The following is a 24,938-nucleotide window of genomic DNA, read 5'->3' on the forward strand; positions in this document are numbered from 1 at the left end:
ATGGAAGCGGCACCGGTCAACATTATTCAGTACTTCGATGGTTCAAAACAGGGACTTATCCCGTTATTCCAGAGGCCCTACTCATGGGAGCCACGTGACTGGAACACCCTCTGGGACGATCTTATGGCCCAATACGCCCCGGACGATCGAGCTTCGCACTTCATGGGAGCTATCGTGACAGTGCCAGTGAAATCGGTGCCCGTTGGCGTCGGGAAGCACCTAGTGATCGACGGTCAGCAGCGGCTGACAACCCTGTCGTTGTTGTTGGCGGCCATTCGGGACAAGGCGGCCTCTGAGAACGATGCGCCCACGGAAGGGATCATCGGTGATTTTCTGACCAACCGACACTATCAGGCTCCGGACGACCTGAAGCTGGTGCCCACGCAAGTTGATCGGGCAGCCTATAACGCGGTGGTCTCTCGCAAGGATCTCGCAGCGCACGAGGAAACGCGCGTTGTTCAAGCGTATCGCCATTTTCTCGGCAAGATGGACGGTATGGATGACGAAGGGAATCCGCTCTCCACGAGGGAGATCCTAGCGACGATCCAGCAGGCCCTGCAGGTCGTGATGATCAATCTGGGCGAGTCTGACGATCCGTACCTGATCTTCGAGAGTCTCAACCACAAGGGTAAGCCGTTGAATCAGGCTGATCTGGTTCGCAACTATGTGTTGATGCGTTTCCAGCATTCCACAGCGGCCGGCGGTGAACAGGAAGTCGCCTATGAAGATCTATGGCGCCCTATGGAGGCGCTGTTGGACGCATCGATGCCGGAGTTCCTACGGCACTACGGTATGCGGGGCGGGCGCAACGTGCGAAAGGGCGATATTTACACCGCTTGTAAGGCGGAGTTCGAGAAGCTCAAGGATGTCGACGGCGTACGTTGGCGGCTCCAGGAGATGAAGCGCTCAGCAGAGGACTACGCGACCTTCATTGACCCTGACGACGAGTCGAGTGAGTCGCTTCGTCGAGGGCTCCGGGCGATCCTCGAGCTGGACTCGACCGTGTTTTATCCCCTGCTGATCCGGCTATATCAGAACCGCCGAGATGGCGTGATCAATGATGACGACTTGGCAAAGGCGCTGGCGACGCTTGAGTCATTCTATGTTCGGCGTTCTGTTTGTGGTGTACCCACAAACGCGCTGAACAAGATGACGCTTGAGCTATGTACTAACCTACCGGAGGCGCAGCCGCATGTCTGGCTGAGGGAGCGGTTACAGGGCGGCTCTGGCAGCAGGCGATGGCCGGGGGATGACGAGTTCCGCGAAGCGTTGCTAACCCAACGCTTGTACCCTCGCCGAAAGCTCGCGCGTTTCGTGCTAGACGCATTGGAACGTGCGCATAAGCACAAGGAGCCGGTGGATGTTTCCAGTTCAACCATGGAACACGTAATGCCCCAAGCGTTGACCGATCCTTGGAAGAATGACTTGGGTCCTGACTATGTCTCGATCCACGAACGCTGGCTCGACACCCTCGGAAATCTGACGTTGACGGGCTACAACTCTGAGCTCGGCAATCTTCCCTTCTCCACCAAGAAGGAGAAGCTGCGAAACACTCATCTGGAGTTGAGTCGAGACATTCTTGAAGCAGAAGTGTGGACACAAGAAGAGATTTCTGCGCGCGGACGTCGTCTAGGGGAGATGGCAGTGGCCTGCTGGCCACAGTGATCGTACGCTACTAGAAAGTTTGCTGCGCCAGGATCGCGTGTCGCGCGACAACTAGCGAGATGGCCGCGTTCTGGCGCGGCCCTTTCCGCGGCGTCGTGGTGATACGGCATCGAACTCTTGAAGTCGCCTTCCGCTTCCAGTGAGGCAACTTCGCGGCCGAACACGTAGACCGGACGGGCTCACGCACCACCACCGCGCTCAGAGCGGCGAGGCGCGTCCCGCGAGCGAAACGCCCGGATTGTGCCGAACTGGAGTTCCACGCCTAGTACAACCTGCAGGGGCAAGAGTTTGCGGGAGCCGAGTTCGGCCCGCTTGCCGCGCTCGAGTCGTGACAGAGACTCCGGAGGAATGCCGGCGAGGGCAGCGACCGTTTGTACCGCAACGAGCGGATCGGGCGTGAGATCTCGGGCGTTCGGCCGGAGTGCTCGGCTGACGGCAGTTGCTTGATGTTGCCATACGGGCAACAATCATTGCCGAATGAGCAACAACACCGCCCTGATGAATCTCCTCTTCGGCCAGGCCCGCCAGGCGGTGCTGGCCGTGCTGCTGCTGCAGCCGGAGGCGAGCTTCCATCTGCGCGAACTGGCGCGGCTGACCGGCAGCCATGCCGGCACCCTCGGACGGGAGCTGGACAAGCTGGTTGCCGCCGGACTGGTGCTGCGCCGCGAGCAGGGCAACCAGGTGCGCTACCAGGCCGATCGGGCGTCCGCGCTCTACGGCGAGCTGGCAGCAATGTTCCGCAAGACCCATGGTGCCGTACCTGTGCTGCGAGAGGCGCTCGCGCCCCTGGCGCCTGCCCTCAAGGCAGCCTGGATCTTCGGCTCGGTGGCCCGGGGTGCGGAGGTGGCGGGGAGCGATGTCGACCTGTTCGTGATCGGGGAAGCGGGGTTCGCGGACGTGGTCCGGGCCATCCACCCGGCGCAGGCGGAGCTGGGTCGGGAGATCAATCCCGTGGTGTATTCGGCCACGGAGTTCAGGCGGAAGCTGGCAGCGGGCGATGCATTCGCCAGGCAGCTGTTGGACGGACCGAAGCTGATGGTGATCGGAGACAAGGATGACATTGGAGAACCTGCTGGCGATCCGCCGGCTGCAGCCGCACACGGCTGATCCTGCGGCGATCCGGAAGCTGCTGGAGGCGGCTCGCCGCAACTTGGCCGATGCGCGGGTGGACCGCATCAGCCCCGACAACCGTTTCGATGCGGCATACAAATGCGTGATGCAGTGCGCGATGCTCGGGCTGTGGGTACGGGGCTACCGCACCTCCACCAGCCAGCCGGGCCACCACCAGACGGCGATCCAGTGCCTGGGACATACGATGGGCGTGGCCAGGGATGACATCATCGTGCTCGACGCCTTGCGCCGGCAGCGCAATGTGACCGACTACGAGGGCGATCCGGTGTCGGAGGCCACGCTGGCAGAAGCCCTGGTGCAAGCGGCGAAGCTTCTGGCGCATACCGAAACCTGGCTGCGCGCGAACCGTCCCGACGCGATTGGGGATAGATGAATGAGCACGATCACCATCCGCCTGCCCGAGGAACTGAAGGCCCGCCTCGCCCGCGCGACGAAGGCGGCCGGCACCACTTCACAAGCCTTCATTCTGGAAGCGATCGCCGAGAAGATCACGCTGGCCGAGCAGCGCGCCGATTTCCATGCGGTTGCAGAGCAACGCTATGCGCAGTTCCTGGAGACCGGGGAGGCCATCCCGTGGGAGGAGGTACGCACCTTGCTGAAGCAACGCATCGCAGGGATGCGCGTTGAGCGGCTAGCGGCCAGGAAACTGACCAGGTAGGGTGGAGCCCGTCCGGCTGGCGCGCGTTTCGCTATGGATGTGAGCTGAATACTTCCGTTATTCGGCTCATGTGCACTTCACCGCCCTTGGTCAGTGCCTCTCGGCCGGTGTCCTGACCTGCTGCCCTCACCCCTGCCCCTCTCCCGCAAGCGGGAGAGGGGTGGGGCGGGCTCGGTTCGGTTCGGTCGTCCACCAGTGTGGGGGGCTTGTTATGAGGGCACGCCAGCAACGTGATACCGGTTGCGCCCCGCATTCTTCGCCACGTACAGCGCCGTATCAGCCTGGGCCAGCAGGGTGGCCGGATCGATGGGCTGCGCGGTGCAGGCGATGCCGATGCTGGTGCTCACGGTGAGCTGCACGTCGCCGGCCTCGACCGGGCGCGCCATCGCGTCCAAGATCTTGCGCGCGACCGTTTCGGCGCTGGCGGGTGCGGCGTCTTCCAGCAGGATCACGAACTCGTCGCCGCCCAGCCGGGCGACCAGGTCGGTGTCGCGCACGCTGTCGCACAGGCGTTTGCCGAAGACCTGCAGCACGATGTCGCCGGTGGCGTGGCCATGGCCGTCGTTGATGCCCTTGAAGTGGTCGATGTCCAGGCACAGCAGGGCGATCGGGTTGCCGTGGCGCTGCAGGCGCCTGCACGCGAGCGAGAGGCGCTCGTCGAACTGGCGGCGGTTGGCCAGGTCGGTCAGGGCGTCCACGCGCGACTGGCGTTCCAGCTCGCGCCGGCTTTCTTCCAGCGCCTGTTCGGTGGCCACGCGGCGGTCGATGTTGCGCGCGGTGATCATCAGGTCGATGCGGCCGCTGCCGTCGTCGGCGGGGATGGCGCGCGACACCGCTTCCACCCACACGTACTGACCGTCCTTGTGGCGTAGCCGGTAGATGTCGGTGCGCGGCTGGCCGGTGGCCAGCGCGTCGGCCATCGCCTCGCGCTGGCGCTCGCGGTCGTCGGGGTGGACGATGGCCCAGTGCGGGCCCTGCATCTGGTCGGGTTGCCAGCCCAGCATCTCGGTGACCGAGGGCGAGACGTAGGTGCGTTCGCCATCGGCGCGCACGCGGGTGATGGCGTCGTGCGAATGATCGGCCAGCATGCGGTAGCGCCGTTCGCTGTCGCGCAGGCGGGCGGCGAGGCGGTCGCGTTCGGCCATCGCCAGGCACACGGGGATGGTCAGCAGGCAGCCGCCGGCGATGTACAGCTGGATCACGGCGATGCGGCCGTCATCGTCCAGGCCCTGCTGCCACAGCGGGCCGTGGCCCAGGGTGGTGGCGATGGCGGCCACCAGCGCCAGTGCGATCACACCCAGCGCCGCGCCCACGAACCGGTGGCGCACCGCCATCAGCAACAGCGGCGGATAGGCCAGGAACAGCACGGCGTGGGAATTGAGGAACACGCCAGTCGCCACCGCCACCAGCAGCGCAAGCGTGGCCACCAGGTCCCACCGCCGGTGGGGCGCGACGAACACGCGCAGCCGTTCGCGCAGCGCCACCAGGGTCATCGTCGCCACCACCACCATGCCCACCACGTGCGCGGCGAACCAGCTGCCCAACGCGGGCAGGAACGGTTGCGCGTTGAGGGTGTGGGCCACGCCCGCGGCCAGCGCGCCGGCCGCCGCCGCGGCCAGCAGCGTGGACGCGGTGGCGATGCCGCCCAGGCGCATCCAGTTGCGCGGGTCGCGGGTGTCCGGCACCAGGCGCCGCACCGCGCCGGCCACGATCAGCGCTTCCAGCAGGTTGCTGGCGGCGATGGCGACGGCATACAGGGCTTCATCGCCGGCCAGCATGCGCGCGGGCAGTTCCGCCACGAACGCGACCAGCACGTAGGCCGGCCAGGTGGCGGTGCGCCGCGACAGCAGCCAGCCGGTGAGGATGCCGTTGCCCACCCAGATCGCCGCCAGTTCGCCCGGCCCGCGCGCCAGCGTGAGCGAAAGCCAGGCGGTGCTGGCGATCAGCACCGCCAGGATGCTGCGGTCGGCCCAGTAGGTGCGTGGCAGGGTCGGGCGCTGGCGCATGCCGTCCTCGTGAATAGGGGCGCCTGCACTGTAGGCAGCGGCGGGCCGCTTGTCATTCGCGCGGGGCGCCCGGGCCGGGCGTGGCGTGCTTTTCGTGACGCAACCGGTACTTCTTGCGCGCTCTATTCCCGTTCCGCGTGCTCGGGGGAAAGGTGAAGCCCACGGAGCTGGGGCACGGGCTTTGCATGGTTTGCCGGTGACAGGTGCCTGCCGACCGGCGCGCCCGCAAGGTCGGGCCCCGGGAAGGTCCGTTCTGGAGTTACGACATGCCACACAGCCAACAACGCGCCAGTACCGTCGTCGCCGGCCCCTGGTCGTCGCCCCGGCCCGCCGCGCCATCACGCACCCCGGAGCGCCGCAAGCGCGCACCGGCAGTAGGCGCGGTTGCGCTGCGCACCGGCCTCACGCCGCCGCAGCAGGTCACGTTGGAGGCGATGGAGATCTTTCGCTGGCGGCTGGCCTTCGTGCGCCGGCCGCTGTTCCAGGCGCCGATCCCGGTGCTGCTGGACCAGGACGAGACGCGCCACGTGGTGATCCGCGAGGACGGCACCCTCGACGAAGAGCCGACGCTGAAGCTGCGTACCTGACGAATACCCGACACTCAAGCTGCGCCTGACGGCCGCCGCCGGGCACGGGCGCAGCCAGCGATCCGCACGCTTGACATGCGCAAGCGCGGGGAGCAAATTCGAGTCACGGAGCCTAGAAACTCCTCAAACAGCGGTACCCACCTCCGAAAACCCGGTGGGTTTTTTGTGCCCGCACGTTCCGGGGCACGACCGACGCGATGCCTGCGTCGGGAGGGCGGTGAATACAACACCCGCAAGGGGAATAAGCCCGCCGTCTGTTTGCGGTTTCTAGCCTCCCGACTTCCCGTCGGCCGCGTTGCGGCGGGCGGCCACTTCATGGAAGGAGGAGGCGACGATGTCGAACCAAGAATCGAACGATGCGCAGGTGCCCGGCTATTTCCTGCCGGAGGACGCCCAGTTCCGGCTGGTGCGGCTGGGCGATCACATCAGGCTGTTGGCACGGCTGGCGCAGCCGCGCGTGGCGGACGAAACGCGGGAAACCGCACCCGAGGTGCACATGGGCGAACTGGCGTTCTGCCTGGAGCTACTGGCCGAGCAGACCGACCGGGTGCTGGCCGAGGTGACCTGGCCCGCGCGGCGCGAGCCGGCGGCGCGGGCGTACGCGGGCAATGCCCTGCACACCGCGGCGGCGGAGACGCGCGAGGGCGATGCCGTGCCTGCGGAGGCGGCTGCGCGCGAGGGCGATGCCGTGTCCGCGGCGCCGGCGCCTTACGGTCCCGCCGCGGAACGTTTCGCCTACGGCGTGACCGTGGAGCAGATCGACGCGCTCGAGCGCCTGGTCCAGGCCATCGCCGCCCACGGCGACGTGCTGGCGGCCGGCCGCGCCGCCGACCTGGCCGACCCCACCGTGCCGTTCCTGGGCGAGGCGATCCACGATGCGGCCACCACCGTGCGCGCGCTTCTGGACGACGTGGAGGCGCAGCGGCTGGGGAACGGCCTTGAGCCGCGAGTGGGCGTTGGCGAAGCGCGCGCCGCGTACGGCGCCGTTGCCGGGCGCCAGGCGACGGGCGCCAGGCCCGACCCGACGTGCCCACTGCCCGCAGTGTGGCGGCCGGAACGCACCGGCCGACCGCGCAGCTTGCGCCTACACTGATCCTGTCGCGCCCCCGGGGGCGCACGACCGGAGGTCGCGCTTATTGCGTGAAACCGGGTGTGCTTGGCGGTGAGCCGTTACCTGTAGGAGCATGCCATGCACGCGAAGGCCCGCGCGGTCGGCAATGCTAGGAATCACCGCCGCTCCCGGCGGAGACGACCGCGGCTTTCGCGGCCATGGGCCGCTCCTACGGGGGACTGCCGTTCCCGCTGTCGATCGCGGGCCAGCACAGCTGTGACCCGGGCACGACGAAGGGCTGGCCGAGCTCGACCAGGCGCCTCCGCAGGCAGGACGGCAGGTGTTCGGCCACCAGGCAAACACCGGCCACGGGCCGTTGGCAGAACATCATCAATGACACTAAAGGGATCTTTTTAGTGTCATTTATTCACGAGACCAGACCGCCTGCTTGCAAGCAACTCGGGTCCGCGCAAATGCGCTGCAAGGCCGAAGCTCAGCGGCCGCGGAAGTGCGACGCCTGCAGGAAGCGCAACGCGGCCACCACCTGGTCCACTCGCTGACTGGAAAGCGACCCGATGCGCTCCCCCAGGCGATCCTTGGCGATGCTCGACACTTGCGATGCGATCACCACGCTTTGCCGATCCAGGCCGCCCTCCCCCGCTTCCAGCACAACCACGCCAGGCTCGGACGCCCGCTTGAGGTTGGAGCTGAGCGAACAGACCACGACCGTCGCGATCCTGGAATGGTTGAAGACGTCGCTCTGCACCACGACCTGCGGATGCGGCGATCCGGACAGGGCACCGATCGATTCGTCCGCCGCCACCCAAAAGATGTCCCCGTAGTTGATCAACGCCGTGTTCCCTGCTGTTGCGAGCCGTTTCTCACCGCGCGTGTGGGCGGCGGGCTGGCCGCCGCGATGGCCGGTCAACTCGCGTCCGGATCGTCGAGCTGGGTGTCGACCAGGTAGCGGTCGTGCTCGGCGAGCATGGCCTGGATGCGCCTGGATGCCAGCGCTGCGTGCGCGCCGGCCTGTTCCACGATGGGGTCCGCCTCGGCGATGAAGGCCATCCAGAACGCGCCCGGGTCCGGGTGCTGCTCGATCATGCTGGGCAACCTGTTCTGCAGGTCGTCGAGACGCGCTTCTAGCTCGGAGAGGGTGGGCATGTCACTCCCCCAGTAGGGGTTAGCTTGAATGGATCACGCCGATGGAGAAGCACGGCAACGATTGCGCTGAAAAAGCTCCGAACGAACCTGATCCCACGGTACGGCTGAGGACGGGTCCTGTTCGTGAGCACCCAAACGCGCCCGAACCTCCTGCAGCTGAGCGGGTGTCAGGGTCGCGGCTTCGGGGTTTTCAGCCACGATACTGCCCCAGATGTCCTCGGCAAGCTGGATCCGCTCGGCCTCGTAATGCGCTGCCGCAAGCAGGACAGGCCACGGATGCTGGAGTGAACTCTCCGGGGTAGGGGTGTACGGAAAGCAGAGCGCGGTACGAAAACGCGGATTCTCTGCAGTGGGGGCAAGACGGTCGCATAGAACGCCCTAACGCGATGCTTTTTGCGGAGCCGCGAAGCGCGTTCGGCTGGAATGCATGCTAGATGTCGAGCTCACGAAGTCGCTCCTCAATGCGACCGCGGTCCAGATAGCTCGAGACCAAGGGCCATTGAGCCGCGTAGATCGACTTGTACGCTCCGTGGGCAATGAAGAACCCGACGCCAATGCAGAAGACCGCGAGCAGCGCATCCGTCCAATGGGCATCCGGACCGAAGCGAAAAAAGGACCATCAGCACGCAGAACGATAGTGTCCAGAGGATGAGACTGACCAAGAAGCTCGCCCCACCACTGCTTGCGCGGGGGATGGTCTCGCTGGTCCAGCAAACGCCGAAGTAGCTTTCTTTCGAACTTTGCGCTCATGCCGACAGCTCCATAGGCTCCAACCCTGGAGATGAGCCGACCAATCGTGAGCCATGCGCCTAGATGCCATCGAGTATGGCGGTGCGCCGTTGCCCATACTCGGATTCCGTGATCAACCCCCTGGCTCGCAACGAAGCGAGCTCCTGGAGGCGTGATTCCGCAGACGAGGGTGACCCGGCCGGGCCGACCGGCGGTGCTGCAGCTCCTGCAGCGGACACCGGCCTTCTTGAAGCGCGAACGACCAGCCAGACGATCAGACCAATGATTGCAGCCGGAACGCCAAGAATGAAAAGCAGGACGATCCAGTGCCAAACGTCGAAGCTGCCCATAGCCTCCCCCGTTGCTGTGAGTCCTGATCAGGCGCCCGACGCCTGAACCAGGCGGACCGCGCGGCGGGCCTGTCCCGAATGATATGTCAGATGCTCCGCCATTTCGCCGGCAGGGAGCCCTCCGTTCCGGAAGGCAGCCCCAGGAGCTCCGGATCCCACGACGCCGGGTTGGACGGAGCCTCGCTAGGCGCGCGCGCCGGCCGCAGCGAACGCCATCATCAGTGCGGCGGTGCAGAGAGCATGTGCGACCAACATGGACGCCCCGCGCCGTCCCTGAATCAAGCCGAAGCGCGGAGCGGTTTCGGTTTGCACGACTTGCCGTCCCTACAGCGACTTGTCACGGTTACGTTCCTCGAGATTGATTGATGGCAATCCGACCTCCTGGCGGCGCAGAACAGCGCGCCGGATGATCTCGGGGCCGGAAGGCCCTTCGTAGGTGCCATTGCAGCTGCTCGGCCCCACGTCCCACAAATGGTAGATGCGGTGATTCCAGTAGGCGTCCCAAGCCCCGCGCGAGTAGCCCTGGGTCAGCGCGCCTTGAGGCGGCTCTTGCCTCGACTCGCGGGCAATTGCACCCTCCATGTGAGGGTCCAGCTCCACAAGCAGGTACCGGCACATGTCGTCGTTGCCACTCCGGAATACGTTCGCGATGCTGCAACTTGTCAACAAGGCTAGAGCGACGACGAGGAAAGCTTTCATATAGGGCCATTAGCGCGTTTTTCGGTGTAGCGGGACTGTCAATCACCAAGACAACGAGCTGACCCGAAAAGTCTCTTATCTTGAATGATTTTTCAGACGCCATTTGCGAGTCTTGGAAGCAAGAAGAAGCCGATCAAGACCATGCCGAACATAAGCAGCACCGTATAGAAGTTGATGTTGGCCAACACCCCGATCCAGTAGAGCCTGGTGTCTCGATCTTCGACTTTCCGAAATGCTAGAAAAGCGAGCACAACAGAAGCGGCCAGAACAGAAAAGCAGATGAGCCAGGCGCGGGGCATGACAAGGAGCGCAAGACTACTGAAGGCGGGAATGCGCGGACCATGAGACGCGACGAAATCCGCGGAGTACGCGGTTAGCGGCAATGTGATGTATGCAGGCGCGATCAACAGGCCCAGGCAGCTTGCGAGGTAGAGAAGCAAGCCGAGGGCTACCCTGATCTTTGGCATCGCACCTAGCGCCTGCGCCGGACCGGGCTCGTCAGGGCCCGGTGCCGCGAGTCGCGAATCCCGATGGGGCATAGATCCTCACCTTGCTGGTCAGCCACCTTCTACGGCTGCTCGGAGACTACGCGGTCGATCCACTCGATGTAATGGCTCACGCGGGCGTTGCAGGCGGCATGACCGTAGCGCCCGGGCCGGGACGTCCTGCCCTTCCCCACGATCTTGACGACCTGGCCATGCTCGTCGCTGGCGCCGTAGAGCGCGACAGGAGCGACATCCGTCACGCGATCGGTCAACTCGATCAGCGCGATGTCGTCGGAGGAGGCGAGAAAGGTCACGATCAGCACGGCCTCTCCGCTGGCCATGGCTTGGTCGATCAGCGATTGCGGCAGCGCCTTGTATCCCGGATGGATGACGACGCGTTCGACCCTCCTGGGGATGCCGTTGATCACGACCTGCTTGAGTTCGAAATGCAGCGGGATGGTGTGGGCGGCGGTCACGGCCCACCGGGGTGCGATCAACGTGCCGTGGCCGTCGCCAGGCATGTCCACGAGCGCGGGAAACTCGGCGGCGGGAATCCGATACTCCGCATCGTCGACGTCGTCGCGAATGACGATGGCGTGGGCGGCCGAGGACGCTCCCAGAAGGAGTAATAGCAAGAGTCGAGTCATGCGTGATTCCATTGGGAGCCAGCGGGTGAGGTCGGGCCGGCCGCGAAGCGGAACGGATTGAGCGGCCGCACCGTGGCACGGCGTCTGCCCGGATTAACGGCAATTCCTCACGCCCGCATCCCCAGCCAGATGACCGATTCAGTGGCGGCGGAGACCATGGGGACGAGGACCTTGGGCCAGAATCTACCAGCTTGGACCTGGCTTGCGGAGCGGTCGTGGTGTTGCTGTTCTTCCGCGACGATCGAGGAGATGGCGGAAGCGGCTGCCGAGTCGCTGTCACGCAAAGCGACAAGCTGCTGCTGGAGATGCCGGAGTACGACGCTCTCTACTGCGGCGGTCGTGGCCGCGATGGCGCTGGGTCCGAGCAGGCCGGTGGTGGCGCCGAGCACGAAACCGCCGAGACCGCAAAGCCAATAGCTACGGCAGCGCCGCTGCCTCCGGCGCTGCAGCTCGGCGCGGAAGATGTCCCGATGCCGGCGTTCGTGCGACCGGAACTCGGTGAGCTCGCCGATCATTCCTCGTGCAGTGAGGCGAGCCATGAGAATCTGGCCTGTATAGATACAGATGGCGCCATGCTCGCCGGCGTGGTTAATCTTGATGATGCGATTGCCGAGATCACTGGCCAAATGAGCTTCTCCGCGGCTTGCCAGGAAGCAGCCTCAAGCGTCGTATTCCGCAACGGGTCCGACCTTCACCGGCGGCTCCCGGAGCGCGAGCTTCCGCGCGATCGCGGGCACTTCCGGATCGGCGAGGAAGCCTTCGTAATCCTCCTGTGCCCAGTCGAAGAACGCCCACACCCGCTGAGGGTCGTCGGGGTCGCGGATGAGGTGGGCACCCTTGCAGCCGTGCTCGCGCCGCTTCGCGACGCCCTCGTTCGAGAAGGTCCGCAGGAACTGGTCGAAGTCCGTGACGTTGGCGATGGTGACGATCATGGTGCCTCCCGATGGCGGGCGCTGGCTGGGCCCCTCAGGTGCGAGCGTAGGCCGGTGCCATCCGGGGTGTCGAGCAGTGCCAGGCGGTTCGCGCTTAGGTGGGATGCGCGGCGACGAACCTGCGGCCACAGCCTTATGCGCGCCCGGCGGCACAGACCGCGACGTTCGGCACCCTGACGCTGCCATCGGCCGTGGTGTACTGCCGGAGCCGGTCGCCGAGTCTCTGTCGGTATTCCGCCAGCTCCGTCGACGTTCTGCCGAGGAGCAGCGCGGAAAACTGCGGCGAGACGTCCATCAGGTATTGCGTGCAGTCGTCGGCGGACCGAAATTCCAATGTCAGCGCGACTTCCTCGACGCGTACATCCGTGAACCCGGCAAGCACCAGCTGCTGCGCCAGGGCGGCTTCTGCCGAGCCGGAAGCAGGTACGGCGGGCTCCGACGGCGGCGGCAGGTCGAACGTCTCGATGGCGGCAGCCATCGCAAGGCCCACCATGGGGCGGCCCCTCGGCCCCGCCTGCCACACCGACGTGGCGAACGATCCCCCGGGAACCAGAAGGCGCCGGATCGCGGCCGCGGTGGTCGGCGGATCGGGCAGGTAGCTGATGCCCCAGCGGCAGAGAGCGGCGTCGAAGCTGTCGTCCGGAAACTCCAGTTCCCGTGCATCCATTTCCAGGAAATCCACGTTCGCCAAGCCCAGCCCGGCGGCCCGCTCCCGGGCGATAGCGAGCATCCGGGGCGAGCAGTCGGTCGCCAGCACCCGCCCCCGGGGGCCGACACGGGCTGCCGCCAGCAATGCGGGCTCGCCGATGCCGGTGGCGATGTCCAGCACACGTTGGCCGGGCGCGACCGCCGCCAACTCGAGCATCCGCGCACTCACTGCCTGCGCGCCCTGCTCGATGGTCGGCCACCACTGCTTCCAGCCGGCGGCGACGCCGTCCCAGTGCTGGCGCTGGTCGTCGGTACGGCGCGCTGGATCACTCGATCGAGTGCTCATGGAGTCGATCTCTTCGCCAACCTTGGATTCGTTAGACGCCGTTGCCGGGATTCTCACCCATCGATAACCCCTTCGCCCTTTCCATGGTCTCAAATCCAGGCTGGGATGGGCGTATGAAAATGAAGCGACTTCGCCTGTCGGGCGGCACCGAGCTGGCGTACGCCACGGTGGGCGATGCCTCCAGGCCCGCCCTGCTGCTGCTCCACGGGACCCCGAACTCGGCGCGAATGTTCCGGTCAGTCGTGCCAGCGCTGGCGCAGGCCGCCTATGTGATCGCGCCGGATCTGCCCGGGCACGGCCAGTCCGACGTGCTTCCGTCGGTCTCGTTCTCCGCCATGGGCCAGGCGATCGCCGAGCTGCTGGAGCGGCTCGGGGTCGGGCCGCGCTTCATCTACCTGCACGATTGGGGCGCGCCGGTGGGCCTGCACATCGCGATGCAGGCGCCGGAGCAGGTGCTGGGGCTCATCGTCCAGAACGCCAACGCGCACCGGTCGGGATGGGGACCGGGGTGGGCTTCGCAGTTGGAGTACTGGTCGCAGCCGAACGCGGAGAACACGGCGGCGGTCACCGCGCACCTGACCCTCGAAGGCACCCGCGACACCTACGTTTCCGGCGTCCCGCCGGAGGTGGCCGAGCGGATCCCTGCCGAACGCTGGGAAGAGGACTGGCGGGTGATGAACCTGCCGGGCCACCTGGACACCCAGCGCGCGCTGATCGACGACTACGCGAACTACGCCGCACGCTTCGACGACGTCGCCAGGTACCTCGAGCGCTGGCAGCCGCCCGCCTTGATGGTGTGGGGAAGGCACGACATCTATTTCGATCTGGCCGAGGTGCTGTCGTGGATGCGCGCGCTGCCGAGAATGGAGGCGCACATCCTCGACGCCGGCCACCTGCTGCTCGAGACGCATGCGGCCACGGCCGTGCCGCTGATGCTCGACTTCATCCACCGCGCGGCGAGCGAACGGAAGACTGGTGACGCACCCAGGGCCTGACCACCGTGCCGCGAACGCTGCCGTGCAGCGGTGAGCTGGCGGACCGGAGAAGCTGGTCGTTCGGGGCCGAAAACCGCAGCGGGTGGCCGCGACTAGGCGCTGCTCCAGTCCTGTTGCAAACAACACTTGTCATTGGCACTTGGATATGACAAGCTAGCTTTGCGTTTAGGGAAGTTTGCGGTGCACCTGCCGAGCGCTTCCTGATTCGCCCGTTCGGGCCGCTGCCTCCGCTCACCCCGTCGGGGCGCCGTCGCGCTGTCTGTCCGCAACGCTCGTCCGCGCTCCCTCTTGCCAAGGAACACTCTCATGACCATCCACCCTCCCGGAAAGATCGGCCGGTACACGCTTTGGCTTTCGCCGGTCGTCATCGTGGTCGTCGGCTTCGTTGCCGCGATCCCGTGGCTGAAGCAGCAGGACGATGCGCTCGTCCTGGCGCTAACCGCCGCGGCATCAATCTTCGTGATGGGCTACGCCCTTTTCATTTCTCACCGGCTGCAGCGGCAATTGGATGAAGTGCAGATCGCTAGCGCAGGATTCGCCAGCTCCCGTGGTTGGGTCTGGGGCGCGAACGCCACGGTCGTGCTGCTGCTGCTACCGCCGGTGACCAACTGGCTGATCGACCTGGTGAACACTTTGAGCACCGGGTCGCCGGACACGCCAGATCGCGGCGCCGTGCATCTGGCGCTTTTCCTCGGCCTCATCCTGGTCGTCCTCATGCAGCTGGTTGCCGTCATCGTCGCATCCGCGATCTGGCAGCGCCGCATGGAAGGACCGGGGGAACCGTCATGACGGGCGGGCGGACGTCGACATGAAAAACCGAATCCGCGTGCTGCGTGCCGAGAAGGCGTGGAGCCAGGCAGAACTGGCCGAGCGCGTGCGCGTCTCGCGCAACTCCATCAACGCCATCGAGAACGGCCGGTTCGATCCATCGCTGCCGCTCGCCTTCCGCATCGCCGACGCCTTCGGCCTCAGTGTCGAGGAAGTGTTCGACAAGACGGATGCCTGAGCGAGGATGCTGGAGGCTTCGGAGGACGAACGCCACTCCCGCGATTGCGCGCTAGCCAGCGCTTGCGCGGGGGCGGCAGATGCGACACGACGCGAATGCCGGCATGGGTAGCAAGACAAACCGCGCAGCGGCTGCACTCGACCTGAAGCGGTACCCCGGGGCCGGGTGTAGACGCCTGTGATGGTAAAAGTCGACATGGTCGCGTACCGCAATGCACGTGTTGGTCAGAACTTGCCAATATGGACTAGTGACGGCGGGCCGATCTGGAGGCCGCCGTTGATGGCCAGTACCTCGAGCTGAAGGGAGAACGGGCTGTCGCGGGTTTCTGGAGGATCAGTCAGTGCGAAGGCGAACACGGAAGCTTCGCCGTCATGCGTGAACTCCGACGACACGATGGGAAAGTTGGGGAACGCCATGAAGCGGTCCTGCTCGGGTCCGTTCGGGGCTCGGAACAGGAAACCGAGTTCTTCGAGGCTGAAAGGCGAACCCGGCGGGACGCTCACCTCCAGCGTGACCCAAGTCAGACTGCGGCAACTACCAGCCACCATCGCCGATGCGCGAACGAGCTCCCGGACCTTCACGACCGGCGCGGGGACATCCAGCGCGACATAGAAGTCGTGCGCACTTTCGAAAGCCTCCTGGTCCGGGACGAACTTCGCAAGAGGACGCGTCACCGAGCACGCGTTCGCTGGGAACGCCGCGGTAACGAACAAGGCTGCGAGAAGCGCGACCAGGGCTCTCATGTCGTTGCTAGGCGGCATCTCCACTTCCCCCGGGCCCATGGCTCAGGATGGATGCTACTACTGGAAGAGGCGACCTGACGGCGACCAAAGGTCTGGGGTTGCCGGGGATCACCGGCGTGGCGCGAGTCCACCAGGGCAATGCTGTGTTGTCTTGCCTTCGTCAGCAGAATCGCCAGATCGGCATCGATCGAGGCAGGCTCGAAGGCGCGTGCAAGAATGGCGTTGCGCTGCCATTCCCCGAACTGAAATTCCCGTCTGGCAGGATGGCGCCACGGCACGACGTCGGCGTGCACGACAACGCCCTAGAAGAAGCCAAGCGCAACCGGCACCAGGCACGCAAGGCCCAGCAGGAACGTGGCGGTGCGCTGCCAGGTCCGTGCCGCCCGGTCCACCGCGAGAACGTAACCGGAGACGAGGACCAGTGCCAGCAGCCCCGTCAGCGCCGCGACGAGTGTCCACGCGGCCGCCTGCCAGATGAGCGGATTCGCGGGAAAGGTGCAAAGGACAGCACCGGCCGCCGCAGAAATGCCGACAGCGGCCAGGATGAGTGAGCTTGTGGACGGGAATTTGCGCATTGCTGCCATTGGCGCCTGAACCCAGCCGACCTGCGAACCGGGTTCGGACCGGGTGGATGGCGCCGCTGAGCCTGGGCGCCCGTGCTTGCGTCCGGCGTGCGGCCGCACCTAGAGAATGTACCGGCTCAGGTCCGGATCCTCCACCAGCCCGCCTAGTTGCTCATCGACGTAGGCGCGGTCGATGACCACGCTGTCGCTGCGGTCGGGGGCCTCGTAACTCAGAGTGTCGAGCAGGCGTTCGAGCACGGTGTGCAGGCGGCGCGCGCCGATGTTCTCCTGACGCTCGTTCACCTGCGCGGCGATCTCGGCCAGGCGCTCCACGGCCTCGGGCTCGAAGCGCAGCTGCACGCCCTCGGTCTTCATCAGCTCGACGTACTGCAGGGTGAGCGCGGCGCGCGGCTCGGTGAGGATGCGCACGAAGTCGTCCTTGGTCAGCGCCGCCAGCTCCACCCGGATCGGGAAGCGGCCCTGCAGTTCCGGGATCAGGTCGCTGGGCTTGGCGACGTGGAAGGCGCCGGAGGCGATGAACAGGATGTGGTCGGTCTTGATCGAGCCGTACTTGGTGCTGACGGTGCTGCCTTCCACCAGCGGCAGCAGGTCGCGCTGCACGCCCTCGCGGCTGACGTCGCCGCCGCCGATGTTCTCACCACGCTTGGCGACCTTGTCGATCTCGTCGATGAAGACGATGCCGTGCTGTTCGCAGGCTTCGATGGCGGCCTCGCGCACCTCGTCCTCGTTGACCAGCTTGCCGGCCTCCTCCTCGATCAGCTGCGGCCGCGCAGCGCGGATGGTCAGCCTGCGCTTCTGGGTCCGACTGCCGGACAGGTTGGAGAACATCTGCCGCAGCTGCTGTCCCATCTCCTCCATGCCCGGCGGGGTCATGATGTCGACGCCGCTGCTGGCGGATAGTTCGAGCTCGATCTCGCGCTCGTCCAGCTCGCCGCTGCGCAACTGGCGGCGCAGCTTCTGGCGGGTGTCGGACTCCTGCCGCGAGGGCTCGGCGCCGATGTCGACGGTGGCGGTCTGGGCGCTGAAACCGAAGGTCTGCGGCGCGGATTCGCGGCGCGGCAGCAGCGCGTCGAGGATGCGGTCCTCGGCGCGCTCCTCGGCCTGGGTGCGCACCCGCTGCTTGGCCTGGGCGCGGAACATCTTGACCGCGGTGTCGGCCAGGTCGCGGATGATCTGCTCGACGTCCTTGCCCACGTAGCCGACCTCGGTGAAACGGGTCGCTTCCACCTTCACGAACGGCGCATTGGCCAGGGTGGCCAGGCGCCGCGCGATCTCGGTCTTGCCCACGCCGGTGGGGCCGATCATCAGGATGTTCTTGGGCATGACCTCGTTGCGCAGCTCGTCGTCGAGCTGCATCCGCCGCCAACGGTTGCGCAGCGCGATCGCCACCGCGCGCTTGGCCTGCTGCTGGCCGACGATGTGGCGATCGAGCTCCTGCACGATCTCGCGGGGGGTCATGGTTGTGTTCGCTTCGCTCATGGGAATCGGGAGTCGGGAATGGGGAATGGGTAGAAGCGCGAAGGCTGTCGCGGGCGGGACGGAGGGCTCTTTCGATTCCCCATTCCCGACTCCAGATTCACAGCTCTTCGACCACCACGTTGCGGTTGGTGTAGATGCACACGTCGCCGGCGATCTTCAGCGCCTCGATGGCGATGTCCTTCGCGTCCATGTTGGTGTGGGTGTGCAGCGCGCGCGCGGCGGACAGCGCGTAGGGGCCGCCGGAGCCGATCGCGACCAGGCCGTCCTCGGGTTCGATCAGGTCGCCGGTGCCGCTGATGATCAGCGAAGTCTCGCGGTCGGCCACGGCCAGCAGGGCTTCGAGCTTGCCGAAGCGGCGCTCGGTGCGCCAGTCCTTGGCGAACTCCACCGCGGCGCGCAGCAGCTGGCCGTGCTTCTCCAGCTTGGTCTCGAACAGTTCGAACAGGGTGAAGGCGTCGGCGGCGGCGCCGGCGAAGCCGGCCAGGATCTGGCCGTCCTTGCCGAGGCGGCGCACCTTGCGGGCGTTGGCCTTCATCACGGTGTTGCCGAGGGTGACCTGGCCGTCGCCGGCGATGGCGACGCGCTCGCCGCGGCGCACCGAGACGATGGTGGTGGCGTGAAAGACGTCGGGGTGGCGGCTTGGGTCCATGGGCGCTCCGGGGGTCGAATTCCCTGTGTGGGGGCCAAACCGGGCCGGGGCAAGGGTGTCGGCTGGCGCCGGCGCGAAAGCGGCGTGCCGCAGACCGCAAGCCCGTAGGAGCGGCCCATGGCCGCGAAAGCCGCGTGACCATCCGGCCGGGCGAAGGTGATACCAGGGGCGCGGCTTTCCCTGGGTGCAAGCCGCGCCGGCTTTCGCGTGCATGGCACGCTCCTACGGGGGCGAACGTTCGGTTGCGGCGAGGTCCTGTAGGAGCGGCCCATGGCCGCGAAGGCCGCGGGCGCGTCGGCCGATCGATGGTGACATCAGGTGGTGCGGCGTTCGCGGGATTGCCGGCGGCGCCAGCTTTCGCGTGCATGGCACGCTCCTACGGGGGGCCGTCGCCTGGTAACTCAGGAGCCTTCGGGCTTGCGCCTGGCGCGCGGGTGCGCGGCGTCGTAGACCTTGGCCAGGTGCTGGAAATCTAGGTGGGTGTAGATCTGGGTGGTGGCGATGTCGGCGTGGCCGAGCAGTTCCTGCACGCCGCGCAGGTCGCCGGAGGATTCGAGCACGTGGCTGGCGAAGCTGTGCCGCAACAGATGCGGGTGCACGCGCTTGAACAGGCCCTGGCGCTGCGCCAGCAGGCGCAGGCGCAGCTGCACCGCGCGCGGGGTGATGGGCGCGCCGCCGCGGCCGGGAAACACCGGCGCGTCCGCCGCGGCGCCGGTTTCGGCGCGCCATGCCGCCAGCGCGCGGCGCGCATGCGAGCCCACCGGCACGCTGCGCTGCTTGCTGCCCTTACCGAGCACGGTGACCAGGCCGTCGTCGAGCTGCAGGTCGCGCCAGCGCAGCGCGCACAGCTCGGACAGGCGCAGGCCGGAGGAATAGAACAGTTCGAGGATGGCGCGGTCGCGCAGGCCCAGCGGGACGTCGGTGGGCACTTCCACCAGCGCCTTGGCCTCGTCCGGGTCCAGCACCTGCGGCAGCTTGCGCGCGGCCTTGGGGGCGCGGATGCCGGCGCTCGGGTCGGCCTGGATGCGGCCGTGCCGGAGCAGCCAGCGGTAGAAGCTGCGGCAGGCGGACAGGCGCCGCTGCAGGCTCTTGGGCGCCAGCCCGCGGCGGTGTTCGGCGGCGATGAAGGCGCGCACGCCGGGATTGTCGACGCGCACCAGATCGACGATGCCCTGCCCCTGCGCCCAGGCGGCGAGCGCGTGCAGGTCGCGGCGATACGCATCGAGAGTGTGCGGAGACGTGCGCTTCTCGACCTCGAGATGGCGCAGGAACTCGACGACCTCGGGGGCGGTGGCCACCCCGGGGGCCTGGTCCGCGGCAGCCGGGGCCGGCTGCGTTTTCATCGTTCGGCGGGCCGATGGCTCGACCGGCGTTTCGTACCGCTGAACGCCACGACGATCCACGCCGGAACCACGGGGCGGTACGCCGCCCGTCGCCGGCCATCCAGGCGGTGTCGGGCGGCGGCCGGCGCAGGTGCCACGACGTCAGCCATCGAATCGGCGCAGGGCGACCGCGAAGGCCTCGCCCATCATCCGCAGGAACAGGGTGCCCATGCCGGGATAGAAGCGGTTCGGCTCGCGGCTGCCCACCGTCACCAGGCCGACGCCCTCGATCGGCAGCAGCGCGCTGGACTGCACCTCGTCGACGCGCGGGCCGTACAGCAGCGCCTGCTTGTCGGGATGCAGGCGGCCGCACAGGGGCTCGCCGCTCTTCAGGCAGTCGCCGAACGGCTGCAGCAGGCGATCCTCGCGCGGCACCACCTGCAGCCATTCGGCATCGTCCAGGCCCGGCACCGGCGCGAACAGCACGATGCGCACCAGGTCGCCGTTGAAGTCCTCGGCCAGCGACGCGGCCATCGCGCGCACGGTGGCGGCGGCGTTGGCCTGCTTCATCAGCGCCAGGGTGAGCTGGTGGGTGCGCACCGCGAGGCGCTCGTTCTCCTGCGAGACGGCGTAGAGGTCCTGCAGCCGCCGCGACAGTTCGCGGTTCTTATCGCGCAGCACCTCCAGCTGGTAGCTGGCCAGCGAGGCGGCCGGGCCGTCCTCGCGCGGCACCACCAGGCTCAGCGCCAGGTCGGGGAACTGCTGCAGGAACTTCGGGTGGCGCCGCAGCCAGGCGGCGATCTCGTGCGCGCCGATTTTTTCCACGGTGCTGCTCATGCGTTCCATACCCCCTCGAAGACGAATGCGGCCGGTCCGGCCATGGTGACCTGGGCGTCGGCTGCGGGCCAGGCGATGCGCAGGGTGCCGCCGGGCAGCTCGACGGCGACGTCGCGGTCGACGCGGCCGCGCCGCACCAGCACCGCGGCGGCGGCGCAGGCGCCGCTGCCGCAGGCGCGGGTCTCGCCGACGCCGCGCTCGTACACGCGCAGGCGGATGCGGCTCCGGTCGACGACCTGGGCGAAGCCGACGTTCACCGACTCCGGGAACGCGCCGCTTGCCTGCAGGGCCGGGCCGAGCGTGGCGACCGGGGCGGCGTCGACGTCGTCGACCTCGATCACCGCATGCGGGTTGCCCATCGACACCGCGCCGAAGCGCACGGCGGCGCCGTCGACATCGAGGACGTAGTCGTCGGCGGCCTGGCCGAACCCGGCCAACGGCAGCGCCTGCGGGGAAAACTCGGGCACACCCATGGCGATGCGCAGGCGCCCGTCGTCCAGGCGCGAGACGGCGTGGGTGCCGGCGGGGCTGTCGAGCGCGAAGCCGGCGCCGGTGGCGGCGCCGTCGCGCAGCAGCCAGGCGGCCACGCAGCGCGCGCCGTTGCCGCACTGCTGCGAGGCGCTGCCGTCGGCGTTCCAGATGCGGTAGGCGGCGGCCGCCCCGGCGCTGCGCGCGGGCTCGATGGTCAGGATCTGGTCGCAGCCGACCCCGGCGTGGCGGTCGGCCAGGGCACGGCACAGCGCGGGCCCGGGCGGCGGGGTTCCATCGCGCAGGTCGAGCACCACGAAGTCGTTGCCGGCACCGTGCATCTTGGAGAAACGCAGCCCCGCACCGGTCCGCGGCTTGCCGTCGGCCATCGTTTCAGCCGCCGTCACCATCGCCGGCATCGTCGTCTGGATTGCCGTCGTCGTCCGGGACGCTGCCAGCGTCGGCGGCGTCCGCCGGCGCCGACGGCGTGGCCGCGGCACCGGCGCCGGTCCCGGCATCGGTCGGGGCGCCCTCGCCGGCTTCGATACCGGGTGGCGGCAGCGGCAGGGGGCTCGATGGCGGCGCCGCATCGGCGCCATCGGCAGGCGTGGCGGCATCGTCCGCATCGGGATCCTCCCCGGCGCCGTCCTCGTCGGCCGGGCTGGCCGCGTCTTCTCCGGCATCGATTTCGGGCGGCGGCGGACGGAACAGGTCGGCCTTGTTACCGCAGGCGGCGAGCAGCAGCGCAGACAACAGCAGGGCGAGCGAGGTGCGTGCGTTCATGGCCGCAGTCTAGCGCGCGATGGGCGCGAAGACGACGACGGCGCTGGCGGCTCCGGACGCAGCCACAGCCAGGTGCCGACGATGGCCATGCAAGCGATCGGCAGGGCGGTCATCCACCAGCGGTGCGCGGGATTGAGCGGCATGAGCACCGCCAGGAGCACGGCGCAGACAGCCATGGTGGCCAGGGCGAGGCGCTTGCTGCGGCGTTCGACCGCGCCATGGCGGCGCCAGTTGCGGATCATCGGCCCGAAATGCGGGTGCGACAACAGACGGCGCTGCAGCCGCCGCGAGCCGCGGGCCGCCGCCCAGGCGGCGAGCAGGATGAACGGGGTGGTCGGCAGCCCGGGCAGGATCACGCCCAGCACGCCCAACCCCAGGCTGACATAGGCGAGCAGCCACCACGCCCAGCGGAATCGGATGCGCTCGGCCATGCCGGGCATGATATCCGCGACCGCCGCGCGCGGCCGCAACCGACACGCTCATCCCGACATGGCGTGGATCCGTAGCGCGTGCCATGCACGCGAAAAGGCCGGCGCGGCCGGCCATGCCGGGAATCACCGCAAACCCCGGCGGAGACTCCCGCGGCTTTCGCGGCCATGGGCCGCTCCTACGGGACGCCGCGCATCGGCCGTCATCCCCGACACGGCGTGGATCCGTAGGAGCGTGCCATGCACGCGAAGGCCGGCGCGGCTGGCCATGGCGGGGATCGCCGCCGACCCGACCGGAGGTTCCCGCGGCTTTCGCGGCCATGGGCCGCTCCTACGGGGGCGGCGCTCCTGCGGTGCGGGGGCGGCGCTCCTGTGGGGTGCCGCAACCGGCGTCAGTGCGCGCCGAGGCGGTCGACCAGGAACGCGTACATCTCCGACAGCTCGCGATAACGGCGGAACCGCCCGGACTTGCCGCCGTGGCCGGCATCCATGTTGGTGCGGAACACCACGGTGCCCTCGCCGGTGTTGAGGTCGCGCAGGCGGGCGACGTACTTGGCCGGCTCCCAGTACTGCACCTGCGAATCCCACAGGCCGGTGCCGATGAACATCGCCGGGTAGGCCTGGGCGCTGAGGTTGTCGTACGGCGAGTACGAGAGCATGTACGCGTAGTAGTCGGCCTGCTCCGGATTGCCCCACTCGTCGTACTCGTTGGTGGTCAGCGGGATGCTCGGGTCGAGCATGGTGGTGACCACGTCGACGAACGGCACCTGCGACAGGATCGCCGCGTACTTCTCCGGCGCCATGTTCGCCACCGCGCCCATCAGCAGGCCGCCGGCGCTGCCGCCGTAGGCGGCGACGCGGTCGTTCGCCGCGTAACCCTCGCCCACCAGGAAATCGGTGACGTCGATGAAGTCGGTGAAGGTATTGATCTTGTTGAACAGCTTGCCGTCGTCGTACCACTTGCGGCCCATCTCCTGGCCGCCGCGGATGTGGGCGATGGCATAGACCATGCCGCGGTCGAGCAGGCTGACCACGGCCTGGTTGAAGCCCGGATCCATCGAGGCGCCGTAGCTGCCGTAGGCGTACTGCAGCAACGCGGCGCTGCCGTCCTTCTCGTAGCCCTTGCGGTAGACCAGCGACACCGGGATGCGGGTGCCGTCCCGGGCCTCGGCCCAGACCCGCTCGGTGACGTAGCGGGCGGGGTCGTAGCCGGGCACCGGCTGGCGCTTGAGCTCGCGGCGCTCGCCCGTGGCGACGTTGAGCTCGTAGGTGGTGGCGGGCGTGGTCAACGAGGTATAGCCGTAGCGCACCCATTCGGTGTCCGGCTCGGAGTTCATGCTCAGGCCCATCGAGTAGGCGGGCTCGTCGGCGCGCACGTATTCCTCGCTGCCGTCCGGCTTGATCAGCCGCACCCGCTCCAGGGCGTTGGAGCGCTCCTCGACCGCGGTGAAGCCGTCGAACAGCTCGAAGCCCTCGATGAACACCTCGTCGCTGTGCGCCAGCCACTCCTGCCACTGCTCGCGCGAGCGCGCGTCGCTCGGCGCGGTCATCAGCTTGAAGTTGGGCGCGTCCTGGTTGGTGCGCACCACCCAGCGGCCGCCGTGGTGGTCGGCGTCGTACTCGACGTCGCGCTGGCGCGGCGCGAACACCGCGAACTCGCGCGGGTCGGCGGCGGAGGCGCAGCGCATCTCCGAGGACACGGTGCTCTGCACCTGGATGCAGATGAAGGCGTCGTCGCGGGTGCGGCCGATGCCCATGTAGAAGCTGTCGTCGGCCTCCTCGTAGACCAGCACGTCGTCGGCCACGGGGGTGCCCAGGACGTGCTTCTTGATGCGCTTGGTCAGCAGGGTCTCGGGGTCGTTCTCGACGTAGAACAGGGTGCGGTTGTCGTCGGCCCAGACCAGGTTGGCGGACACGCCGGGGATCGCGTCTTCCAGCACGCGGCCGGTCTCGAGATCCTTGAAGCGCACGGTGTACTGGCGGCGGCCGCTGGTATCGTCGGCATAGGCCAGCATGCGGTTGTCCTGGCTGACCTGCCAGTCGCCGACGCTGTAGTAGTCCTTGCCTTCGGCCAGGTCGTTGACCTCGAGCAGGACCTCTTCGCCGGCGGTGTCGCCGGCATCGTTGGCGCGCTGGATCGACGCGGCATCCACGCCTTCTCCATCGCGGCGACGGGCGTGGATCGGGTAGTCCCTGCCGGTCTCGTAGCGGGTGTAGTACCACCAGCCGCGCTCGCGGTACGGCACCGAGCTGTCGTCCTGCTTGACGCGGCCGACGATCTCCTCGTACAGCGCCTCGCGCAGCGGCTCCAGGGGCTTCATCACCGCGTCGACGTAGGCGTTCTCGGCCTCGAGGTAGGCGATCACATCCTTGTCCTGGCGGGCGTCGTCGCGCAGCCAGTAGTACTCGTCCTCGCGCACCGCGCCGTGCGGGGCCTCGACCTGGTGCTGGCGCTTGTCGGCGTCGGGGGGCGCGGGCGTTTCGGTGGCGATCGCTTGTTGGGTCATCAGCAGCAAGGAGAGAAGGAAGGGAGTGGGCTTCATGGA

General features: G+C 67.5%; 30 protein-coding genes. 9 read left to right on the forward strand and 21 right to left on the reverse strand.

Going from position 1 to position 24,938, the window contains the following annotated elements; genetic code table 11:
- The 4 genes from H0E84_RS15535 (at position 1) to H0E84_RS15550 (ending at position 3,454) form a co-directional block, all read left to right on the forward strand.
- On the forward strand, positions 1 to 1,665 hold the full coding sequence (locus H0E84_RS15535) for a DUF262 domain-containing protein (protein WP_257644255.1): 1,665 nt from the start codon (positions 1 to 3) through the stop codon (positions 1,663 to 1,665).
- Positions 1,666 to 2,142: 477 nt separating this feature from the next.
- On the forward strand, positions 2,143 to 2,772 hold the full coding sequence (locus tag H0E84_RS15540) for a nucleotidyltransferase domain-containing protein (protein WP_180679558.1): 630 nt from the start codon (positions 2,143 to 2,145) through the stop codon (positions 2,770 to 2,772).
- The gene (locus H0E84_RS15545) at positions 2,720 to 3,169 is read left to right on the forward strand and encodes a UBA domain-containing protein (RefSeq protein ID WP_180679559.1); all 450 of its coding nucleotides are present in this window, start codon (positions 2,720 to 2,722) and stop codon (positions 3,167 to 3,169) included. Before H0E84_RS15540 ends, H0E84_RS15545 begins: the two co-directional genes overlap by 53 nt.
- The gene (locus H0E84_RS15550; protein WP_180679560.1) at positions 3,170 to 3,454 is read left to right on the forward strand and encodes a DUF6290 family protein; all 285 of its coding nucleotides are present in this window, start codon (positions 3,170 to 3,172) and stop codon (positions 3,452 to 3,454) included.
- Positions 3,455 to 3,663: 209 nt separating this feature from the next.
- Here the strand turns inward: H0E84_RS15550 and H0E84_RS15555 are convergent, their stop codons facing one another.
- Positions 3,664 to 5,460, reverse strand: a complete 1,797-nt coding sequence (locus H0E84_RS15555; protein ID WP_180679561.1) for a sensor domain-containing diguanylate cyclase — start codon at positions 5,458 to 5,460, stop codon at positions 3,664 to 3,666.
- Between the two features lie 266 nt (positions 5,461 to 5,726).
- Here H0E84_RS15555 and H0E84_RS20550 point away from each other — a divergent pair, with 266 nt between their 5' ends.
- Together H0E84_RS20550 and H0E84_RS15565 are read left to right on the forward strand one after the other, a co-directional pair.
- Positions 5,727 to 6,047, forward strand: coding sequence for a hypothetical protein (locus H0E84_RS20550; protein ID WP_257644247.1), 321 nt, complete (start codon positions 5,727 to 5,729; stop codon positions 6,045 to 6,047).
- Between the two features lie 334 nt (positions 6,048 to 6,381).
- Positions 6,382 to 7,140, forward strand: a complete 759-nt coding sequence (locus H0E84_RS15565; protein WP_180679562.1) for an XAC0095 family protein — start codon at positions 6,382 to 6,384, stop codon at positions 7,138 to 7,140.
- 451 nt (positions 7,141 to 7,591) lie between these two features.
- Here H0E84_RS15565 and H0E84_RS15570 read toward each other — a convergent pair whose 3' ends face one another.
- From H0E84_RS15570 to H0E84_RS15615, 10 genes are all read right to left on the reverse strand, one after another.
- Positions 7,592 to 8,026, reverse strand: a complete 435-nt coding sequence (locus H0E84_RS15570; RefSeq protein WP_219339775.1) for a type II toxin-antitoxin system PemK/MazF family toxin — start codon at positions 8,024 to 8,026, stop codon at positions 7,592 to 7,594.
- The gene (locus tag H0E84_RS15575; RefSeq protein WP_180679563.1) at positions 8,023 to 8,262 is read right to left on the reverse strand and encodes a hypothetical protein; all 240 of its coding nucleotides are present in this window, start codon (positions 8,260 to 8,262) and stop codon (positions 8,023 to 8,025) included. Before H0E84_RS15575 ends, H0E84_RS15570 begins: the two co-directional genes overlap by 4 nt.
- 33 nt (positions 8,263 to 8,295) lie before the next feature.
- A complete protein-coding gene (locus H0E84_RS20895; RefSeq protein WP_180679639.1) occupies positions 8,296 to 8,526 on the reverse strand; it encodes an addiction module protein in 231 nt (76 codons plus the stop codon).
- Between the two features lie 545 nt (positions 8,527 to 9,071).
- Positions 9,072 to 9,341 (reverse strand): SHOCT domain-containing protein, encoded by a 270-nt coding sequence (locus tag H0E84_RS15585; protein ID WP_180679564.1) that lies wholly within the window; start codon positions 9,339 to 9,341, stop codon positions 9,072 to 9,074.
- Between the two features lie 324 nt (positions 9,342 to 9,665).
- A complete protein-coding gene (locus tag H0E84_RS15590) occupies positions 9,666 to 10,040 on the reverse strand; it encodes a hypothetical protein (RefSeq protein WP_180679565.1) in 375 nt (124 codons plus the stop codon).
- Between the two features lie 92 nt (positions 10,041 to 10,132).
- Complete coding sequence (locus tag H0E84_RS15595; protein WP_180679566.1) at positions 10,133 to 10,579, reverse strand: hypothetical protein; 447 nt, start codon at positions 10,577 to 10,579, stop codon at positions 10,133 to 10,135.
- Between the two features lie 29 nt (positions 10,580 to 10,608).
- Positions 10,609 to 11,172: a trypsin-like serine protease gene (locus tag H0E84_RS15600; protein WP_180679567.1), complete on the reverse strand. Its 564-nt coding sequence runs from the start codon at positions 11,170 to 11,172 to the stop codon at positions 10,609 to 10,611.
- 107 nt (positions 11,173 to 11,279) lie between these two features.
- Complete coding sequence (locus tag H0E84_RS15605) at positions 11,280 to 11,798, reverse strand: demethoxyubiquinone hydroxylase family protein (RefSeq protein ID WP_219339777.1); 519 nt, start codon at positions 11,796 to 11,798, stop codon at positions 11,280 to 11,282.
- A 33-nt stretch (positions 11,799 to 11,831) separates the two neighbouring features.
- Positions 11,832 to 12,104, reverse strand: coding sequence for an antibiotic biosynthesis monooxygenase family protein (locus H0E84_RS15610; RefSeq protein ID WP_180679568.1), 273 nt, complete (start codon positions 12,102 to 12,104; stop codon positions 11,832 to 11,834).
- A gap of 133 nt (positions 12,105 to 12,237) precedes the next feature.
- The gene (locus H0E84_RS15615; RefSeq protein ID WP_180679569.1) at positions 12,238 to 13,098 is read right to left on the reverse strand and encodes a class I SAM-dependent methyltransferase; all 861 of its coding nucleotides are present in this window, start codon (positions 13,096 to 13,098) and stop codon (positions 12,238 to 12,240) included.
- Positions 13,099 to 13,217: 119 nt separating this feature from the next.
- Between H0E84_RS15615 and H0E84_RS15620 the strand changes: the two genes are divergently transcribed.
- The 3 genes from H0E84_RS15620 (at position 13,218) to H0E84_RS15630 (ending at position 15,099) form a co-directional block, all read left to right on the forward strand.
- A complete protein-coding gene (locus tag H0E84_RS15620; protein ID WP_219339778.1) occupies positions 13,218 to 14,093 on the forward strand; it encodes an alpha/beta fold hydrolase in 876 nt (291 codons plus the stop codon).
- Positions 14,094 to 14,399: 306 nt separating this feature from the next.
- The gene (locus tag H0E84_RS15625; RefSeq protein WP_180679571.1) at positions 14,400 to 14,882 is read left to right on the forward strand and encodes a hypothetical protein; all 483 of its coding nucleotides are present in this window, start codon (positions 14,400 to 14,402) and stop codon (positions 14,880 to 14,882) included.
- Between the two features lie 19 nt (positions 14,883 to 14,901).
- Complete coding sequence (locus tag H0E84_RS15630; RefSeq protein ID WP_180679572.1) at positions 14,902 to 15,099, forward strand: helix-turn-helix transcriptional regulator; 198 nt, start codon at positions 14,902 to 14,904, stop codon at positions 15,097 to 15,099.
- A 224-nt stretch (positions 15,100 to 15,323) separates the two neighbouring features.
- On the opposite strand, the gene H0E84_RS15635 is transcribed toward H0E84_RS15630, so the two are convergent.
- The 10 genes from H0E84_RS15635 to H0E84_RS15685 form a co-directional block, all read right to left on the reverse strand.
- Positions 15,324 to 15,842, reverse strand: a complete 519-nt coding sequence (locus H0E84_RS15635) for a hypothetical protein (protein WP_180679573.1) — start codon at positions 15,840 to 15,842, stop codon at positions 15,324 to 15,326.
- Positions 15,843 to 16,144: 302 nt separating this feature from the next.
- Entirely contained in the window at positions 16,145 to 16,417 is a 273-nt protein-coding gene (locus H0E84_RS15645; protein ID WP_180679574.1) for a hypothetical protein, read from the reverse strand.
- A 108-nt stretch (positions 16,418 to 16,525) separates the two neighbouring features.
- Entirely contained in the window at positions 16,526 to 17,905 is a 1,380-nt protein-coding gene (gene hslU, locus H0E84_RS15650) for an ATP-dependent protease ATPase subunit HslU (RefSeq protein WP_180679575.1), read from the reverse strand.
- A 97-nt stretch (positions 17,906 to 18,002) separates the two neighbouring features.
- On the reverse strand, positions 18,003 to 18,554 hold the full coding sequence (gene hslV, locus H0E84_RS15655) for an ATP-dependent protease subunit HslV (RefSeq protein WP_180679576.1): 552 nt from the start codon (positions 18,552 to 18,554) through the stop codon (positions 18,003 to 18,005).
- Positions 18,555 to 18,955: 401 nt separating this feature from the next.
- Positions 18,956 to 19,897: a tyrosine recombinase XerC gene (xerC, locus tag H0E84_RS15660; protein WP_180679577.1), complete on the reverse strand. Its 942-nt coding sequence runs from the start codon at positions 19,895 to 19,897 to the stop codon at positions 18,956 to 18,958.
- Between the two features lie 141 nt (positions 19,898 to 20,038).
- Complete coding sequence (locus tag H0E84_RS15665; protein WP_180679578.1) at positions 20,039 to 20,713, reverse strand: DUF484 family protein; 675 nt, start codon at positions 20,711 to 20,713, stop codon at positions 20,039 to 20,041.
- Positions 20,710 to 21,570 (reverse strand): diaminopimelate epimerase, encoded by an 861-nt coding sequence (gene dapF / locus H0E84_RS15670; RefSeq protein ID WP_257644248.1) that lies wholly within the window; start codon positions 21,568 to 21,570, stop codon positions 20,710 to 20,712. The genes H0E84_RS15665 and dapF overlap by 4 nt, the downstream gene beginning before the upstream one ends.
- 4 nt (positions 21,571 to 21,574) lie before the next feature.
- A complete protein-coding gene (gene lptM / locus H0E84_RS15675) occupies positions 21,575 to 21,964 on the reverse strand; it encodes an LPS translocon maturation chaperone LptM (protein WP_180679579.1) in 390 nt (129 codons plus the stop codon).
- A complete protein-coding gene (locus tag H0E84_RS15680) occupies positions 21,961 to 22,395 on the reverse strand; it encodes a YbaN family protein (protein WP_180679580.1) in 435 nt (144 codons plus the stop codon). Before H0E84_RS15680 ends, lptM begins: the two co-directional genes overlap by 4 nt.
- A 389-nt stretch (positions 22,396 to 22,784) precedes the next feature.
- Positions 22,785 to 24,935 (reverse strand): S9 family peptidase, encoded by a 2,151-nt coding sequence (locus H0E84_RS15685; RefSeq protein ID WP_180679581.1) that lies wholly within the window; start codon positions 24,933 to 24,935, stop codon positions 22,785 to 22,787.
- Between the last annotated feature and the right edge of the window lie 3 nt (positions 24,936 to 24,938).

The sequence above is a fragment of the Luteimonas salinisoli genome, from assembly GCF_013425525.1.
Taxonomy (GTDB): Bacteria; Pseudomonadota; Gammaproteobacteria; order Xanthomonadales; family Xanthomonadaceae; genus Luteimonas; species Luteimonas salinisoli.

Bases quoted from the DNA above. Each gene is read 5' to 3' on its own strand.
- H0E84_RS15555 (WP_180679561.1), bottom strand. From the start codon at position 5,460: ATGCGCCAGCGCCCGACCCTGCCACGCACCTACTGGGCCGACCGCAGC.
- H0E84_RS15565 (WP_180679562.1), top strand. From the start codon at position 6,382: ATGTCGAACCAAGAATCGAACGATGCGCAGGTGCCCGGCTATTTCCTG.
- H0E84_RS15630 (WP_180679572.1), top strand. From the start codon at position 14,902: ATGAAAAACCGAATCCGCGTGCTGCGTGCCGAGAAGGCGTGGAGCCAG.
- H0E84_RS15595 (WP_180679566.1), bottom strand. From the start codon at position 10,579: ATGCCCCATCGGGATTCGCGACTCGCGGCACCGGGCCCTGACGAGCCC.
- H0E84_RS15535 (WP_257644255.1), top strand. From the start codon at position 1: ATGGAAGCGGCACCGGTCAACATTATTCAGTACTTCGATGGTTCAAAA.
- H0E84_RS15590 (WP_180679565.1), bottom strand. From the start codon at position 10,040: ATGAAAGCTTTCCTCGTCGTCGCTCTAGCCTTGTTGACAAGTTGCAGC.
- dapF (WP_257644248.1), bottom strand. From the start codon at position 21,570: ATGGCCGACGGCAAGCCGCGGACCGGTGCGGGGCTGCGTTTCTCCAAG.
- H0E84_RS15665 (WP_180679578.1), bottom strand. From the start codon at position 20,713: ATGAGCAGCACCGTGGAAAAAATCGGCGCGCACGAGATCGCCGCCTGG.
- H0E84_RS15680 (WP_180679580.1), bottom strand. From the start codon at position 22,395: ATGGCCGAGCGCATCCGATTCCGCTGGGCGTGGTGGCTGCTCGCCTAT.
- H0E84_RS15575 (WP_180679563.1), bottom strand. From the start codon at position 8,262: ATGCCCACCCTCTCCGAGCTAGAAGCGCGTCTCGACGACCTGCAGAAC.
- hslU (WP_180679575.1), bottom strand. From the start codon at position 17,905: ATGAGCGAAGCGAACACAACCATGACCCCCCGCGAGATCGTGCAGGAG.
- H0E84_RS15625 (WP_180679571.1), top strand. From the start codon at position 14,400: ATGACCATCCACCCTCCCGGAAAGATCGGCCGGTACACGCTTTGGCTT.
- H0E84_RS15620 (WP_219339778.1), top strand. From the start codon at position 13,218: ATGAAGCGACTTCGCCTGTCGGGCGGCACCGAGCTGGCGTACGCCACG.
- H0E84_RS15685 (WP_180679581.1), bottom strand. From the start codon at position 24,935: ATGAAGCCCACTCCCTTCCTTCTCTCCTTGCTGCTGATGACCCAACAA.
- lptM (WP_180679579.1), bottom strand. From the start codon at position 21,964: ATGAACGCACGCACCTCGCTCGCCCTGCTGTTGTCTGCGCTGCTGCTC.
- xerC (WP_180679577.1), bottom strand. From the start codon at position 19,897: ATGAAAACGCAGCCGGCCCCGGCTGCCGCGGACCAGGCCCCCGGGGTG.
- H0E84_RS15550 (WP_180679560.1), top strand. From the start codon at position 3,170: ATGAGCACGATCACCATCCGCCTGCCCGAGGAACTGAAGGCCCGCCTC.
- H0E84_RS15615 (WP_180679569.1), bottom strand. From the start codon at position 13,098: ATGAGCACTCGATCGAGTGATCCAGCGCGCCGTACCGACGACCAGCGC.
- H0E84_RS20550 (WP_257644247.1), top strand. From the start codon at position 5,727: ATGCCACACAGCCAACAACGCGCCAGTACCGTCGTCGCCGGCCCCTGG.
- H0E84_RS15600 (WP_180679567.1), bottom strand. From the start codon at position 11,172: ATGACTCGACTCTTGCTATTACTCCTTCTGGGAGCGTCCTCGGCCGCC.
- H0E84_RS15545 (WP_180679559.1), top strand. From the start codon at position 2,720: ATGACATTGGAGAACCTGCTGGCGATCCGCCGGCTGCAGCCGCACACG.
- H0E84_RS15540 (WP_180679558.1), top strand. From the start codon at position 2,143: ATGAGCAACAACACCGCCCTGATGAATCTCCTCTTCGGCCAGGCCCGC.
- H0E84_RS15610 (WP_180679568.1), bottom strand. From the start codon at position 12,104: ATGATCGTCACCATCGCCAACGTCACGGACTTCGACCAGTTCCTGCGG.
- H0E84_RS15585 (WP_180679564.1), bottom strand. From the start codon at position 9,341: ATGGGCAGCTTCGACGTTTGGCACTGGATCGTCCTGCTTTTCATTCTT.
- H0E84_RS15635 (WP_180679573.1), bottom strand. From the start codon at position 15,842: ATGAGAGCCCTGGTCGCGCTTCTCGCAGCCTTGTTCGTTACCGCGGCG.
- H0E84_RS15645 (WP_180679574.1), bottom strand. From the start codon at position 16,417: ATGCGCAAATTCCCGTCCACAAGCTCACTCATCCTGGCCGCTGTCGGC.
- hslV (WP_180679576.1), bottom strand. From the start codon at position 18,554: ATGGACCCAAGCCGCCACCCCGACGTCTTTCACGCCACCACCATCGTC.